Consider the following 15316-nt stretch of genomic DNA (forward strand, 5'->3'; position numbering starts at 1 on the left):
GTATGGCTCTAAAACCACTTAAAGACATCCCCGAATGGTGGGAACTTTGCGCACGATATCGTTATGACATTTATGCCTTTGCAGTAGAGGCTTTAGGTGTTACACCGACTTGGCAGCAAGAACTTCTATTTGAATCAATCCAGTTTGATGGTAGCCGTACATCGGTTGCATCGGGCCATGGTTGCTTTGGTAAAGGCACAAAAATACGTTTAGCCAATGGTAAGTGGAAACGTGTCGAAAAAATAACAATAAATGATGCGGTTATGGGCACGGATGGCTTCTCACCACGGGAGGTCATTAAAGTTGTTCAGGGATACCAAGAGCTTTATCAATTTGAATATGAAAATGGTTCAAAGCATGTCTATAACAAATCTCATATTCTTTGTTTAGTCTCACTCGAAACAAAAAACGGTTGGAAAGCTGGCGATACAATTGAAGTCCTGGTATCGAAATACCTTGAATGGCCTGAAGAAACAAAGCGCCAATTTGCTGCATACGAACTAAAACATAGAAAATTCCAGCCTGTAAAAATTAATAATGTCACAGCCTTGGGTGAGGGTGACTATTACGGCTTTGTCCTCGATGGTGATGCAACTTTCCTAACCGCTGATGGCATGGTTCACCATAACACGGGTAAGACTGCATCGGCTGGTATCGTTGCTCTGTGGCATTTATTGTTTTTTGATGAATCCATTACGATGTTTACTGCTCCGCAAATCGGACAGTTAAAGAAACAAGTCTGGAAAGAAATCAGTATTAACCTGTCACGGCTTAAGGCTGGTCCACTTGGTTGGCTTGCAGATTATGTCGGTTATCAGTCTGAATTAGTCTATATCAAAGGCTATAAAGAAAAGTGGTACGTCTTTGCCAAAACTGCACCAAAGCACCAGCCAACAAATTTGGCAGGGAACCATGCAGATAACTACTTACTTTGGGGTGATGAGGCAAGTGGTATTCCTGATGAGGTTATGGATGTTGTCCTTGGCGCATTGACGCATGAGGATAACAGAGCTGTTTTAACTTCACAGCCGACACGTAACGCAGGTTTATTCTATGAGACTCATCATAAATTAAGCCATAGAGCAGGTGGCATTTGGATAGCTCTAACATTCAATGGTGAAGAATCGCCACTCGTAAGTAAGCAATCATTAGAAGAACAACGTCAAAAATACGGTAGTCGTGATGATCCACAATACCAAATCCGTGTTTTAGGACAATTCCCTGATAGAGCAGATGAGTTCTTAATCACGAAACGACAATCCGAAGAAATGTATGTCGGTGCATCTATTTTCGAAGAACACGTTTTTGGTTATGTGATTACGGTCGACGTTGGCGGTGGTGTTGGTCGAGATGATTCTGTTATAGCCGTGTCTAAAGTTTGGGGTGAGGCTCAATGGGGAGATCGAGCGCGCCGTGTTGAAGTTATGGATATTCCTTTATGCAAAAATAAAGACGATGTCGTTGAACTTCTTGCCAAGATTAATGAATGCATTTTGAAATATCCAAATGCAACTTTGGTTGTTGATGATAATGGCGCTGGTAAAGGTTTAGGACAACTGCTTAAGAAGCATGGTATTTGGTACATGCCTGTATATTGGGGCGGTGCTTGCTTCAATAATGACAATCGAAAAGAGTATGTGAATAAACGTGCCTTGGCTTACGTCTGTTTAAAACGAGCAATTGAATCTGGCCGTTTCAAAGTTAAAACTAAGAAGTATTTAGTCAAAATTCAAGACCAAATAATCAAGATACCATACACATTTGATGAGCATAGCCGATACAAAATTTTGAGCAAAGATGAGATGAAACGCCAAGGGATTAAGTCCCCCGATTTAGGTGACGTTTTTGCATTCTTATTTTTAGAAAATGTGTTCTATACAGAAGCATATGAGAATGTCGTTATTGCAGATAATAGTCCTGAAGCACAGGAACGGGCAGAGCGTAAATCTAGGTTTGATCAGCTTAAAGAGGCAGCTAAAACACTTGATCAGTCATGATTGGAACATGGAAGCAGAATACACACTATTAGGTCATAACATTCAAATTCTATTTAGCTATAGGCTTGAATTATGTCTTTGTATAATGACCCACAATGGATAAAAGATTTTCAAATTTATCAAAATGATATTTTAAAATTTTCTATTGATGCCTTTAGATTTCAACCAACTTGGCAACAAGCACTATTATTCGAAAACAGTGAAGTTATGGGGAGTCGTATTTCAGTTAAATATGGTTGGGGATGTAATGACAGCATGATAGAAGCTTATGCGGTAATTGCACTTCATAATTTGCTGTTTATAAAAGATTCAGCAACTATCATTATGACACCAAGTGACCATAACTCTCACGCTGTGATTTATAGTGTTATAGAGAAATTTATAAAACGCTTAGATTTAAACAAATTATCCTATTTATCAAAATATATAACGAAAAATCAAAAGATGTTTAGCATCAAAAAGTATGAATATTTTACTTACATTAAAATTATTAAAGATACTTCCAGTGTTGGACCTATAAGTATTGCAGGGATATTGAATCACAATTATTTATTTATTGCTTTTGATGCAGAAAATATCGAATATGAATGGTTGTCTGTAGGTTTGTCTAATATGGCACAACCTGAAAACCGATGTATATTCTCTCAAAAGATGGATACAGATATTTTAAATACTGGTCAATTTCATCAATTTACTAACCATGAAAATTGGAAGCAATTTACGTTTAGCTCAGCTGAAGATCCTAATTATGTTTGGAGTAAACAAGATCAGTTTGCTATGAAAATTGGCTTAAAGTCATGTGTGATAGATGGCGAATATTATAGGAAATCTAGCTTTTATAAATATTCAATAAACTTTGAAAATGCTTTACGTTCGATAAAGTTAAATCAATCACCAGTTGATAGTGGGCAATTGGTTTTATCTATTCAAGACTTTCCAGGTGAAAGAGCAGTCATGGCGCTATCTTTAGTTGATAAAAGAGATTGCGTTGAAGTAATTGATATTCCATTTTATAAGGATTTTTCCCTCAACTCGATGTTTTTAATTATAAAGAATTTATTAGAACAGCACCCTACAATGAATATTCTCCTTAACTGTTCTGGTAAGGGTGAATTATTAAAAAAATTGCTAGAAGAAAATAAAATTTATTTTAAACTTATGCTTTGGGGTGGACCTTGTTTTAAGCAAAGAAATCGTGAAAAGTATTTTAATAAACGAGCATTTGCCTTTAACAAATTTCAGACAGCGATTGAAAAAGGTAAATTTAGGTTTAGCACAAATAAGAAGCAATCACGATATTTAAAAGAAGCCGTGAATATTCCACACCGCATAAATGATTCAGGGCAATATAAAATTCCAAGTCGAGACGAAATGAGACTAGAAAATTTACAGCCATTAAATTTAAGTAGTGTTTTTGCATCCTATTTCATGAATGAGTGATTTGGAACTAACCGCTTAAGCAACTATTCAATAATCCCAAAATAGCCATAGTGATAAATAGGTGATCTATGGCTATTCAGTTTTATTTAACCAGTGCAGGACGAAACGCAGCGCTCAATGCTGCAAGTTTGGGCTTAAATGTTTCATTGACGCATATCGCTGTTGGTTCAGGAAAGTATGATCCTTCAAATCCTATGTCATTAACCAATACGGCACTTGTATCTGAAATTGAGCGCTATCCTTTAAATGGAGGAAGTGTAGAGCCTAATTCTCAAACTTTAAGATTTATTGCAAATATAGAACCCTCTCAAACAGCAGATGGTTATGAAATAGGACTAATCACAGATCAGGGTGTTTTATTTGCAATTGCAGCAACAACCTTAAATACGCCTTTAATTCGATTAATTGCCAATATTGTTTCAATAATTTCACTTGGAATGTTACTAACGAATATTGATATTTCAAATTTAAAGATAAGTATTGATCCATCTACGCCGATCATGGTCGCCTTAATGAATCAGCATTTAGAACATAATAATCCACATCCTCAATATGCTCTTATTTCAGCATTAAAGAATGCATTAGACCGTATAGAAGTATTAGAAAATAGAATTGTAGAAGATATTAAAATTGGGGATATTTACGTAACAACCCTAGATTTTGCAAATAGTGCTGAAGTTAAAGCGCACAAAAAATATGGTGATTGGATTCGTTTTGCAGAAGGTTTAACCTTAGTCGGTAAATCAACTAAACAAGATGACCCTATATGGACAAAACAAATTGGAAATGTTTTTGGGGAAAATAACCACACATTATCAATTCCAGAAATGCCTGGACATAATCACATTGAGGCAAATTCGCCTTATAACAAATTAACTGCTTCTATGGCGGATATTGTCGCTTCTGATGGTGATGGATTGGCAGGAACAAATCCAGCTGGTCAAGCATCACCTAGTTATAATCATACCTATATCCAAACAAGCGATATAACAACTGAGCAATTTTCGAAAATGACAATTAAAAATGCCGGTGGCAGTGAGCCTCACAATAACGTTCAACCTTCTAAAATTGTAGGTATGTGGCTACGAATAGCCTGAACTCATTTAATTACGTGTATTACAGGTAATCTACAATGATTAATGAGTATAGAAATGCGATCAGAGACCTAATCAATAAGAACATTCAGCAGGGAAAGCTGAATAGTCTTATTGTATGGGATGTCAAATCAGATGAAGCACAAGATCCAACATTATTGAGCTTCAGGATTTATGGTTCACGTAATCACACAGATGTGATTCAGGTCGCTTGTGGTGTGTCTGGAATTTGGGAAAAGTTACCTGAAAAACGAATTGCAGTACCTTTAATCTCTGACGTAATGCGCTTACGCCGTGAATACCAGATGATGTAGGTGTCAGTATGTCGAATAACGAAGCATTTCAAAATGCATATAATCAAATGCAAGAAGCACTTAAAAACGGCAAATTGCGTAGAGAGTTGCAAGGACGTAGAAGTGCTGACAATCAACAAAGGGCATTAGCAGAACGTGAAATTGAATATGATGATCGTGGACGTAAAATCCCACGTCCTATGTTCTTACGTCCTGAAGATATTGCTCAAGGTGTCGATTATGATGTTGAAAAAGTTTTATACACAACGCTAGGACAGCAAAAGGGAGAACCACCAAGACGAATAACTCGTGATGACATTTTAGCGTTTCAAGACAATATCCTTTTGCTCAAAGATCAATATAAAAAGGGTATTACGGTCCAAAACATTATTAATTTAAGTCTGCAAGATGATATTGATCGTGCTAATCAGCAAATTTATATGTCTGTACCTCTTAGTCGTAAAAGCGGTTTAGTTCATTTTCTTACGAATGCAGGTCCAGAAAGTAAAGTACAAAACCATCATGTCGAAGTTGAGTTTGCTAACTTTGGTTCAGTTGTTTTTGATATTAAAAAAGAAGCTGTTAATACGGTAAAAAATCGAATTGCAAATGGAAAGATCAAATTTGAGTGTGATTGCGAACGGCACACATTCTGGTTTCGCTATATGGCAACGATTGGCGGTTATGGACTCGGTCGCCAAGAGGGTGGTTTTCCTAAAGTTCGTAATCCGCATTTATCTGGTGTTGCATGTAAGCATGTTTTGCAAGTAGCACAATGGATCATTTCACCAGCTGGTATTCAATATCTAAAAAAACAAGTAGAAGCAGACCGTAAGAAGCAAGTCGGCGCACGCTATAAACAGACTGATGCGCAGATCAATGAACAACTTAATAAGCAATTAGCAGATTTAGAAACGGGAACTACAAAACCAATTGTTAGTAATATTCAAAAAGCCGAACAGGAAATGATGCGACGAGCTGAAAAAGTCGCTAAAAAGCACTTTGCTAAGCAATTGAAAGAAATAAAAGCTTTAGAAAATAAGATGCATAAATTAGCAGTACAAGCTCAATTAGAAGCGGTGCTGCAAACACTAAGTAAAGATAAACGGACTCAAGCCAAACGAATGGCAGATTTATGGGTAAGAAATGAAATTACTCAAGCTGATTTTGATATTTATATGCGAGGTCTAAATGCTAAATAGTGCAGTCAATCGAGTAGCAAATGGCCGTCATTTAGCTGCAAGACGTGTCGTTATGAATACGCTAGGAAGTATCCCAAGCCAAGTATGGCGTAAGCGAATTGTGTATAGCAATCCAGCAGATGCTGGTCTACCTGTAGATCCGCTTTCATTCGAAGCGAATGCCTTATCAATCCAAGATGAACCCAACTATGAATATGATCATTTAGGTTTTGCCTACGTTTTAGCAGACAAGTTTAATGGGGGCATGATTCATAAAAATAACAGTATGAATAACCCAAGCGATTTGACCTTAATTGTTCAAATTGCTGCTTACAATGCTGATTTAGAAACTTTGACCGACCAGATTAATGAGATACCAGATACCCAATTTCAAGAGGGTGATTTGCTGGCTTTGATGATCTATGAAGGATTCATTGTATGGTTTGAAATCGTTGGAATCACTGGGCAAACCTTGATGTCAGACTTTGGTAAAAAGTATGTTTTAAACCGCCGTGATGAGTTGGGAATTGACCCGATTCAAAGTGAAGTAGATGCGAGGAATTAAATAATGACTTTTTTAGTATTCAAAGAAACAGACAAAAGTACAGGTACCAAAGGAATGGTTGGGCAATGTACTTCTGCCATTTTTAATTACCAGGTGATTGGTGCTGGTGCAGTGGTTGATTTCTTTGGAAGTAATCATCCTAATCCTGATATTGATAATGAGGAACACTGGTCGCCTATTGTGACAATAACCGCAGGTGTTCCCGACACAGAACCATTTCGACAACATGCTTGGGAAAAGTTGCGTTATGTCGTCACTGCTGGTACAGATGTGGAAATCTATGTTTCAAGTGGCGTTTCTGGTTAATATCAATTTTGTTATAAGAGCTCATCAACATTGATGGGCTTTTTTATTATTTAAAATTCTCTCAGTTCATTATTTGCTATTGGAACTCCATAGAATCAACGTTTTTCAACATGCGAAATTAGGTTATCAATTTTCAAAAACCTATTTCAAAGGTGAAAAAAATGTCAGTTTTATCTGATCCTCAAAATGCACTTTATCAAGCGCAATTAGCAGCAACTGCACAATGCCAAAACTATTTTTATAAAAATGGTGAAGCTGGTTTTGACAGTGTGAATCATATGGCTGAGACACGACCAACTGCATTAAATGAAATTTTAAATATTGTTGGCTTTGATAGTGCAGCAGATGTTGATAATGCGATTAAATGTGGTATTTCACAATATCAATATTGTCATGGTGGTGATTTACCACATGCATCCGTGTTGGCCACTGCTTTAGATGCTGGTTTATGCATGGCAAAAAAAGTAAGCGGTTTTACTGGTACACATAAACAAAATCTTGAACAATTAGAATCAGGATTCGATGATGTAAGTAATACACATCATGAGTCTGTCAGTATTGTGCCAGCTATGACCGTTGCAACGATTGCAACGTTAATTGCATATGCTTCTCCAATTATTGCCTATATTCCGAATAGCAATGGTTCGAATGAAGTACCGATTGTTGCAGCGCGATTTACAACTGATCGCGCATTTGGTGCGATGGCAAAAGGTGAGTATTTGGATGGTGTAAATGCATCTAAACCATACTCTGAAGGTCGTTTCCGTTTTGTGTTGGATAATGGTGGTGCAGGTACAACTTATTCAACAACTGCACGCACAAAATATGCGAATTATGCAGATAAAACACCAGACGTAAATGCACCATTATTACCATTTATCAGTGGCAATATCTCGATTCGCATCAATGGTAAAGAAGTTGCGCACACACGTAACCGCAGTAAGTCGAAATTGGCCGGTCAAATTTCTGCAATTGCTGAGAAATCAGCAAAAATCGCAGGTAATGAATATAGCGTGGCTGCAAGCACAATCAACTTGGATGACAGCACAATCTCAGTAACCTTCAACCAAGTATTGCCGAATGATGTAAAAGCAGAAGTGTTCTTGGTCGCGGATTATGAAGCGAAAGACGTAAATAATAAGTTTAAGCTTGATCCCGTTGGTATCAGTATTTCGCCTGAATATGAAACGATGGTGAGTTCACCAATTGTCACTCAAATCCGTGCATCAAAATTATTAGTGAATCAGATCACTAATGAGTTGAATATCGGCTTTGTTGGAACCGCATTATCATTAATGCAAGGCAAAATTTATCTTGAGCAAACTGTGCGACTACTTGGCGAAGGCAAAGAACGTGCGCAATACAATGATCGTGAGTTCACATTTGACGCAAGCCGTGGTGTTGCTGGTAATTTAGCTGCTGCATATAACACTTCGGGTGACTTGTTTGGCGAGCTAATGAAGTATATTGAAGCTGCAAAAATTGGAATTGTACAAGATTCAGGTGGTGCAACCGTAGGCTTTGATTTGTACGTCGGTGATAGTGCAAAAGTGTTCTTTGCTCAATTATCGGCTGACAAAATGCCAGTCAAAACAGGTGCCACGGCTGGGCATGGTCAAATCGTGCGTATTGGTACTTTAGCTGATGGTACCAACGTTTATCATTTGCCGACCTCTGCTGGTGTATTGGTTGAATCTGATCAAGCATTCGAAATGGAGTTGGTTGGTCGTGGCAGTGAACCTGTTCGCAATCCACTTGTCGGCTTTATTGAAATGCCATTAACCGTGAGTGAAGCAACGCCTGATCCGCGTGAAAGCTTACTTGCTTTGATCGGTTCTCAAGCTGCTGAATTAAATCCACTCGACCGTTATGCAGATCAGTTTGCATTACTCAAAGCAATCAATATGCCACGATTAAAAAGTTAATCGTATATGACAAAGGCGCTTAAGTGCGCCTTTGTCATTTCTATCTAATTTATAACAAAATGGTGAAATACGATGGCTGATGTAAATGAAGTAAAACCAAAACAACGTAGTCAAAAACCAAAAGCAGTTGAACCAGTTCAACAGGTTGCCAATCAAGATATATCTAATGGAGAAAATACTCCAAAAGGCGTTGATATTGATGTGAAAGACAATGCAGCTAAAACGGATGACACAAATTCCAATGGTGAAGCTGCAAAAGCAGAAACATCATCTTCACAGGCTGAAATTCAGCAAGTAGAGCAAAAAAAAGAAGCTGGTGAAAGTTCAGACGCAAATGCTTTCGAATTAAATCAAGCTCCTAATAAAGATGCTACGCCGTCTACTGAATCTGATCCAAAGCCTAACAACGAAAATATCGTTGTAGAAAAAGCAGCCACTCCAGAATTAACGGAACCTAAAGGTTTGGTTGTCGAAGTAAAAAACAGTGGTGTCAAATCGGTTTATGAACCGCTTACAAAGACATCAATTAATGCAGGTCAGACGGTTCAAATTGCCTGTGCAAATTTAATGGTAAAGCAGGGTGTGCTTAATAACATTAAGCAATTTAAAGACCTTGGCAAAAACTTAGAGGTTTTAAGCAATGACTGAGTTCAATGGAACAAATCCGCTTCTTGATGCGTTAGGTGATCAGCCTACAATTCGAGATGTCACAATCAATAACAATACCAGCTTCAAAATCGTTGAGCCGTTGACTGGTTTACAGATTCAAACAGAAACGATTGTTCGGGTGCATGGAGAAGTTGCATTTCAGCAAATTCAAAACAATATTGTCCAGCTCAATGAACTTAAACAACAAGAAGCAGTTACGAGCACAGACGTTATTGTGAATGAGCAAAATGCTCAATGGATATTGACCAACTGCGCGATTTCAAATGGTATTTTGTCGTACACAGGTGGAATAATTGAGAATGATAATTTTGAACCACCTCAATCAAGACCAGCTTTTTTTGCTGAAAAGGATATAAACGTAGGGGATGAACATCTTTTCATTATCAAACCATCCACTTGTAAGAGTTTAATCGCCGTAATTGACAGCGGTGTACGTTATGGAGCTTGGAGTGAATATTCTGCTGCTTTATTCGAGCGTCCTGAGCAACAGGTTATTCAATTATTTAAATTTAGAGGTCCTCCACAAGAAATTATTGATACGTCGTCACTTCCTGATGAATATCAAATTTCTATGACGTTAGTTACAGAAACTCAGGTTGAAATTACTGTAAGAGATAACAGCAATCAACAAGTATTAGGAACCTTATTTGTTGATAGCAATGGTATTTTATATAAACGAATATGGCTTGAAGTTGAATTCGAAAGTAGTGATTCAGTTTTCGATGTGCCGTTTTTAATTGAAAAAAATAATCAACAGGCACCAGTATAACGATGAATTAAAAAAACTCTGCTTATGCAGAGTTTTTTTATTGGAACATTCAAAAATATGAATTTTGGTAAAGCGCAAAATAACTAAAACGTTTAGCCAAAGGCAAACAAAGTGAACACAACAAAGATCTTAGGTGAGGCTGTTGGCATACAAAGCCAAGGCACAGTAGACAAGACCGAAACACAAACTAAAGAAGGACTAACTTCAGCCTTAATTGTTGGTCGATTTAAGCGTGGTCGAGTGGATAAGCCAATGACCATTCATCAAGGCAATATTCGTGGTCAATTGGGCTATGAGCCAACAAATATTGATTATCAAGCTGTACAGGATTGCTTAGACACAGGTGTACCTAGTGTCCAAGTTTTACGTGTCGGGCCAACTTTAGATATGCCAGGTTAATGGAGCCATTATGACAAATTTAAAATTAACCAGTAATGGAGCTTTGATACTGGGTGGCAATGGCGCTGCGGTATTAAGCTTGTTTTTTGATACCTATAGTTATCTAAAAGATACAGATATTGAAGTCGCATTTTTTAGTAAAGTCACTACGCCGACTTCACTATTAGACATCACCATGCGTTTGCGAATCATCGATTCAACCACTGGTGATGAAGTGATTAAAATTCAGGGTATCGTTGATGGAGATCCTGAAAATCCAGCAACGATTATTGCGGTTGCAGATGCTACTGAAGAATTTGAACGATTTGAATTGCATATCAATGATGCTTTAAGTGCAATTTTATTGAGTAGTGCATTCAATCCAGTGAATAGTTTAGGGCGAAAGACTGAAACTCTATCGTTACCAGATGAAGAACCTGACACTTTTAACGCTGATCAAACTTATACACTGATTACCAATTTAGTGGATAAGCCAGCTTATTTGGTATTACCAACTGTTATTGAAATTGATGTCTACGTGGCCTTATTGCGTGTGGCAGAAAAATTAAATATTCCACTCGATGTTGAGGTTGACTCAACTATGACAGTGGAACAAGTCGCTCAATTTGCTGAAAGTTTGGATGCTCAAACACATCAAGTTCAATTGATTTGGTCGCCGAATATATGCCGTCCACGAGATGCTATCTCATTACGGGGGCGTAAAATTCCAGCTCGATTCATTGGTCAATACATTGGTGACAAGCTACTGCGTAATGCTCGAACGAATGCTCAAGGTTTTGCACCTATTCATTATGCTGTCGCTTGGAAAGACTATCCATTTAAGAAAAAGGCTTTAGAGCTTCGTCCAGATGTTGTACTCGATGAACCAACATTAGAAATGCTTGCTCAAGCAAAAGTGAATGTCGTTCGTCCAATTAAGTTTGAACGTGTCATGTATGTCTTAAGTGATGTTCTTACTCAGCGTCAAAGTAAAAATAGTGCATTGCGCTTGGTGAATGCTGCTGAAATTGCTATGCGCACCAAAAATGATGTAGTCGATATTCTAAAAAATCATATGTTGAAACCAACTGAAGATTATTTAGAAAAAGCGAGTAAGGAAATAGACAAATACTTGTCTGACGCTGCGACTTCGGGCTGGTTAAAACCTGCTGAAGATTTGAATGGTAAACCTTTCGCATTCAGCTTAATTCCAGATCAAGATTATCCATTTGAACGGGTTCGTTTGTATTTGGCACGCCGTCCAGAAGGTGCGACCCGTGCTGTGATCTTTGATGAAGATGTATTAGTTAAATAAATAGGTGATAACAATGTTTGGCGCAAAAAATCCGTTTAACCAAAAACCACAACAAAATGTATTACGTGAATTTGATTCTGCTGCAGCTGGAATTACAAGTAGCGTGAATACATTGACTAGTTCAATTCGTGAAGAACTTTCATTTATTGAGCACGTTCGAGAAATGGCTTTGAATACCGTATCTGATCTAGTTGATGCGGTTATAGACAACACTTTAGATGACAATGAATTGCCGACTGACCGTCTTGATTTTCTTATTCTGGATGCCTTAGATGGTGCAGATGATGAAAATGGTACGTTGGAAAATGCATTAGTTGCTTCTATCGATGATGCACTTTCAAGTTTCGGTGTTGATGACTCAGTGATTGCTGAAATCTTTAGCGATAATATTGAAGCTGCTGATGCTGCAATTGAAGCAGCTGCAAGTACAGTAATTGCCAATATGCCTGATGAGGGTGATCCATTAGATGAATTAGTACGTGAGTTTATCTATGGTGAACCAGATGAAGAAGAAGGATTTGACTCGGTTAGTGGTAAGAAAAAGCTTTCTCGTGGGCAGATGACGACGAAAAGTGTAGGTGGCCGTAAAGTACGATACAAGGCAATTGCAGCGATTCGTAACGGTGTTAAAAAGATCGTGAATAAGCGTTTACCAGGTCAACGTATCCGTCTTTCAAGTGACCAAAAAGCTGGACTAAAGAAAGCGAGTTTAAAAGCGCGTTCAGCTAATTCATTGCGTAAACGTATAAAGTCGCTACTCAAAGGTAAAAAGATTGGTTTATATAAATAACCAATACGATATAGATTAAAAAAGGCTGCGAATATGCAGCCTTTTTTCTATTTGGAACAATGAGGAATTAGTCTTGGTTCAAGTGATCAAAATACTTATATCCAATAAGATTTGAGAATAACGATGCGTCAAGTCAATCCAATGCTTTTAAATCAGATGAAGGCAGATTCGATAGCAATTCAGCAACTAGGTTCGCCAATTTTGTCATGCCAAGGCATGTTAGTTCCCCGTGGTTTGGAAGATTACCGCTTTCTAATTAAAAGCTGTCCACGTCCAATTATTAGTAATGAAGATCCAGCGGAAGTCCAATATCCGGGTGGCTATACGGGAATTGTGGCTGGACCTCCTAAAACACATTACACAGGGAACTTACAATTACTGGTGACTGAAGCAGGGCATGATCAACTTTTTGCTGAATATATTGTCGCAAATAAGGGAATTATTGATTGCGATTACTATGATGGGCATGTCGCTAGTTTCACCCATGCCTATGCTTTAGAAAGTTGTGCAATTCGATTTGAAATGGCTGAATTCGATACAGATAGCCGATCTCAAGTAATGACCGTTTCATGTCCGATAGATTTCAATTTCTTTGGTGGCTTCGCAAAAATTGGGAGTAATGGCACAGTATTACCTGGTCAGCGTGGAGTCGCTGGTATCGAAGGTCTAATTAACCGTGTTCAGAATGTCGTAAACGCTGCACAGTCAGCAACAAACTTAGCTCGTTCAGCGACTGGTGTAGCACGACAAATTGGTTCTTTATTTGGGTAACTGCTATGCAATTGTTACCTGATGATGGCTCTCTATGTCCAAAAGTGATTGCTGGTTCTATCGAAGCACTAGCAACGACTTTTTATCAAAAATTACAGATGAAAGGTTATTCACTTCTTGTTGAAGATGTCACGAATGCTTTGATTGAAGAAACCAAGCGTTATGCTGGTTGTGCGACTCTAAGATGTCATCGTGGCTCAACAAGTATTATCACGGTTGATAAAAACATTGTTCTTGAAGGTTTTGAGTGGGTCATTATTGAACCATGTCTAAGTGCAAACTGTGACTTGATTCAAGCGCAACTTGTCGAAGCTTCAAGAAGTATGGGCGGTGACGGCTTTGGCATGTCAGTGAGTGAAGCTGAACAAGCATTTAATCAAGCCAAAGAGTTAATGCCTAAAAATGCTTTTGTGCAACCTCCTTTTAGTTTTAAAACTTTAGGGGGCAATTGATGCGAATTGCGATATTGGCAACTAATAAAATCATTTCTGCGTCTGAGTTGATGATTGCAACATTAAGAACGGATCTTGTTCCTGTGCCTGTCAGTATCGAGTTTTCAGTCAAATATACAAAAGAGCTTAATGATCAATTGGTGGATGGGGCTGAAATCATCGTGAATGATATTCCATATCCATTTGAGATCGTTTACTCACATCCTGTTAAATCGCAAACGATTAAAGACAATTCCCGAATCGGGGCTATTTCATGTATCGCCGTGTTCAAAGGCTGCAAAAAGATATTAGAGCAGACAAAAAAGGCTGTGATTTTGGAGCAGACTTCTTTTAATGCTGCATATCGAGCATGTGGTGCCTCTAATATTCGCTTGGGTGATGATATACCTTTACCTGAATTTATTTGTCTCAACGGTACCTTGATTTCAGAGCGTATAGCACTTTATTTACAACAAGAAGCAGCGGTGATTTGTTTCAAAGAAACAAAGATTTGTATTTTAAAACTCGATGCGCTTTTTAAACAAGAAGCCGTTCTGAAATTAGATCCTAGTGAAATCCAATGGTTTAACAGCGATCAAATTGAGAAATTTCAAAAATCCTCTTATGTCTCAGTTGATCAAGATGGTTCGACGGTTATTGGGGACGATACGACGACAAAAGGACAATCAGTTGTTCAAAAAGCGGGTCTTGATGCACGACAGTTAAAGAATCTTGAAAAGGTACTAATTCCGCGTGGCGTGGTTCATCGTTCGTTAAGTCTTGAAGTAAACGCTGGCGATATAGTCGAAGTAGAACATAAGAAATATGTGATTTTGACAGCAGCTCATGAAGTAGAAACAGGTGCTATTGGTGGCAATGTTGGTTCAACCTCAAAGCTTTGGTTAGCAAGTTTATAGGTGCAGTGATGAATGGTTTTAAAAAAGCAAAAATCCTCAGTTACGATGCGCAAAACAGAACTGCAAAGATTCACATACCCGGTCTTACCGATGGAGCAAGTACGGGCTTAACAGCAACTTTTGCTTATCCTGTTGGAGATAGCGATAAAGATACTGAGCGCGAAATTTTAGAGGGAGAGGATGTCTATATCTTCTTTGAAAATAATGAGCAATCGCGTCCTGTCATCGCATTCTATAGCAGTCATAGCAAAGGTGCGGTGGTCGATACACGCCGTATACGACAAGAGAATATCGAGCTTTTAGCACGTAGCAAGGCAACGATTGAAGCGCCTTCTATTGAGTTAAAAGGTGAAACGAAGATTACTGGCAACGAGCAAGTCACTGGAAACGTCATCGTTGGTTCTGGTGCAACAGGCGTATTTTCAAATGTATTTGGGAAAACGCTAACCATAGCAGATGGCATTGTGATTCAAAT

The 15316-nt window shown here is 38.1% G+C and carries 16 protein-coding genes and 1 pseudogene; all 17 read left to right on the forward strand.

Translation table 11 applies throughout. The annotated features are described in order from the left end of the window. Positions 1-2 precede the first annotated feature (2 nt). Positions 3-1997 carry a Hint domain-containing protein gene (locus CDG56_RS07545; protein ID WP_087547467.1) on the forward strand — a complete coding sequence of 665 codons (1995 nt, stop codon included), beginning with the start codon at positions 3-5 and terminating at the stop codon, positions 1995-1997. Positions 1998-2069: 72 nt separating this feature from the next. Beyond that, complete coding sequence (locus CDG56_RS07550; RefSeq protein ID WP_087547468.1) at positions 2070-3437, forward strand: hypothetical protein; 1368 nt, start codon at positions 2070-2072, stop codon at positions 3435-3437. Positions 3438-3505: 68 nt separating this feature from the next. Then, positions 3506-4534: a phage baseplate protein gene (locus CDG56_RS07555; protein ID WP_087547469.1), complete on the forward strand. Its 1029-nt coding sequence runs from the start codon at positions 3506-3508 to the stop codon at positions 4532-4534. 35 nt (positions 4535-4569) lie between these two features. Next, complete coding sequence (locus CDG56_RS07560; RefSeq protein WP_087547470.1) at positions 4570-4845, forward strand: hypothetical protein; 276 nt, start codon at positions 4570-4572, stop codon at positions 4843-4845. 8 nt (positions 4846-4853) lie between these two features. Further along, positions 4854-6026 carry a hypothetical protein gene (locus CDG56_RS07565; RefSeq protein WP_087547471.1) on the forward strand — a complete coding sequence of 391 codons (1173 nt, stop codon included), beginning with the start codon at positions 4854-4856 and terminating at the stop codon, positions 6024-6026. Next, a complete protein-coding gene (locus tag CDG56_RS07570; RefSeq protein ID WP_087547472.1) occupies positions 6016-6570 on the forward strand; it encodes a hypothetical protein in 555 nt (184 codons plus the stop codon). Before CDG56_RS07565 ends, CDG56_RS07570 begins: the two co-directional genes overlap by 11 nt. 3 nt (positions 6571-6573) lie before the next feature. Next, the gene (locus CDG56_RS07575) at positions 6574-6876 is read left to right on the forward strand and encodes a hypothetical protein (RefSeq protein WP_087547473.1); all 303 of its coding nucleotides are present in this window, start codon (positions 6574-6576) and stop codon (positions 6874-6876) included. 161 nt (positions 6877-7037) lie between these two features. After that, positions 7038-8801 (forward strand): hypothetical protein, encoded by a 1764-nt coding sequence (locus CDG56_RS07580; RefSeq protein ID WP_087547474.1) that lies wholly within the window; start codon positions 7038-7040, stop codon positions 8799-8801. A 72-nt stretch (positions 8802-8873) separates the two neighbouring features. Further along, a complete protein-coding gene (locus CDG56_RS07585) occupies positions 8874-9449 on the forward strand; it encodes a hypothetical protein (protein WP_087547475.1) in 576 nt (191 codons plus the stop codon). Continuing rightward, on the forward strand, positions 9442-10239 hold the full coding sequence (locus CDG56_RS17285; RefSeq protein WP_227519050.1) for a hypothetical protein: 798 nt from the start codon (positions 9442-9444) through the stop codon (positions 10237-10239). Before CDG56_RS07585 ends, CDG56_RS17285 begins: the two co-directional genes overlap by 8 nt. A 111-nt stretch (positions 10240-10350) precedes the next feature. Beyond that, positions 10351-10638 carry a hypothetical protein gene (locus CDG56_RS07595; protein ID WP_046739109.1) on the forward strand — a complete coding sequence of 96 codons (288 nt, stop codon included), beginning with the start codon at positions 10351-10353 and terminating at the stop codon, positions 10636-10638. 10 nt (positions 10639-10648) lie between these two features. Then, a complete protein-coding gene (locus CDG56_RS07600; protein WP_087547476.1) occupies positions 10649-11932 on the forward strand; it encodes a hypothetical protein in 1284 nt (427 codons plus the stop codon). A gap of 13 nt (positions 11933-11945) precedes the next feature. Next, on the forward strand, positions 11946-12722 hold the full coding sequence (locus CDG56_RS07605; protein ID WP_087547477.1) for a hypothetical protein: 777 nt from the start codon (positions 11946-11948) through the stop codon (positions 12720-12722). Positions 12723-12845: 123 nt separating this feature from the next. Continuing rightward, entirely contained in the window at positions 12846-13493 is a 648-nt protein-coding gene (locus CDG56_RS07610; RefSeq protein WP_087547478.1) for a hypothetical protein, read from the forward strand. A 5-nt stretch (positions 13494-13498) separates the two neighbouring features. Continuing rightward, on the forward strand, positions 13499-13945 hold the full coding sequence (locus tag CDG56_RS07615) for a hypothetical protein (protein ID WP_087547479.1): 447 nt from the start codon (positions 13499-13501) through the stop codon (positions 13943-13945). Continuing rightward, a complete protein-coding gene (locus CDG56_RS07620) occupies positions 13945-14841 on the forward strand; it encodes a hypothetical protein (RefSeq protein WP_087547480.1) in 897 nt (298 codons plus the stop codon). The genes CDG56_RS07615 and CDG56_RS07620 overlap by 1 nt, the downstream gene beginning before the upstream one ends. Before the next feature lie 8 nt (positions 14842-14849). After that, positions 14850-15141: pseudogene (locus CDG56_RS17575) on the forward strand (hypothetical protein); the annotation flags it as partial. Between the last annotated feature and the right edge of the window lie 175 nt (positions 15142-15316).

Source organism: Acinetobacter sp. WCHA39 (genome assembly GCF_002165385.1).
Lineage (GTDB): Bacteria > Pseudomonadota > Gammaproteobacteria > Pseudomonadales > Moraxellaceae > Acinetobacter.

Coding starts and splice junctions, on each gene's coding strand:
- CDG56_RS07545 (WP_087547467.1), top strand. CDS start 3: ATGGCTCTAAAACCACTTAAAGACATCCCCGAATGGTGGGAACTTTGC.
- CDG56_RS07550 (WP_087547468.1), top strand. CDS start 2,070: ATGTCTTTGTATAATGACCCACAATGGATAAAAGATTTTCAAATTTAT.
- CDG56_RS07555 (WP_087547469.1), top strand. CDS start 3,506: ATGGCTATTCAGTTTTATTTAACCAGTGCAGGACGAAACGCAGCGCTC.
- CDG56_RS07560 (WP_087547470.1), top strand. CDS start 4,570: ATGATTAATGAGTATAGAAATGCGATCAGAGACCTAATCAATAAGAAC.
- CDG56_RS07565 (WP_087547471.1), top strand. CDS start 4,854: ATGTCGAATAACGAAGCATTTCAAAATGCATATAATCAAATGCAAGAA.
- CDG56_RS07570 (WP_087547472.1), top strand. CDS start 6,016: ATGCTAAATAGTGCAGTCAATCGAGTAGCAAATGGCCGTCATTTAGCT.
- CDG56_RS07575 (WP_087547473.1), top strand. CDS start 6,574: ATGACTTTTTTAGTATTCAAAGAAACAGACAAAAGTACAGGTACCAAA.
- CDG56_RS07580 (WP_087547474.1), top strand. CDS start 7,038: ATGTCAGTTTTATCTGATCCTCAAAATGCACTTTATCAAGCGCAATTA.
- CDG56_RS07585 (WP_087547475.1), top strand. CDS start 8,874: ATGGCTGATGTAAATGAAGTAAAACCAAAACAACGTAGTCAAAAACCA.
- CDG56_RS17285 (WP_227519050.1), top strand. CDS start 9,442: ATGACTGAGTTCAATGGAACAAATCCGCTTCTTGATGCGTTAGGTGAT.
- CDG56_RS07600 (WP_087547476.1), top strand. CDS start 10,649: ATGACAAATTTAAAATTAACCAGTAATGGAGCTTTGATACTGGGTGGC.
- CDG56_RS07605 (WP_087547477.1), top strand. CDS start 11,946: ATGTTTGGCGCAAAAAATCCGTTTAACCAAAAACCACAACAAAATGTA.
- CDG56_RS07610 (WP_087547478.1), top strand. CDS start 12,846: ATGCGTCAAGTCAATCCAATGCTTTTAAATCAGATGAAGGCAGATTCG.
- CDG56_RS07615 (WP_087547479.1), top strand. CDS start 13,499: ATGCAATTGTTACCTGATGATGGCTCTCTATGTCCAAAAGTGATTGCT.
- CDG56_RS07620 (WP_087547480.1), top strand. CDS start 13,945: ATGCGAATTGCGATATTGGCAACTAATAAAATCATTTCTGCGTCTGAG.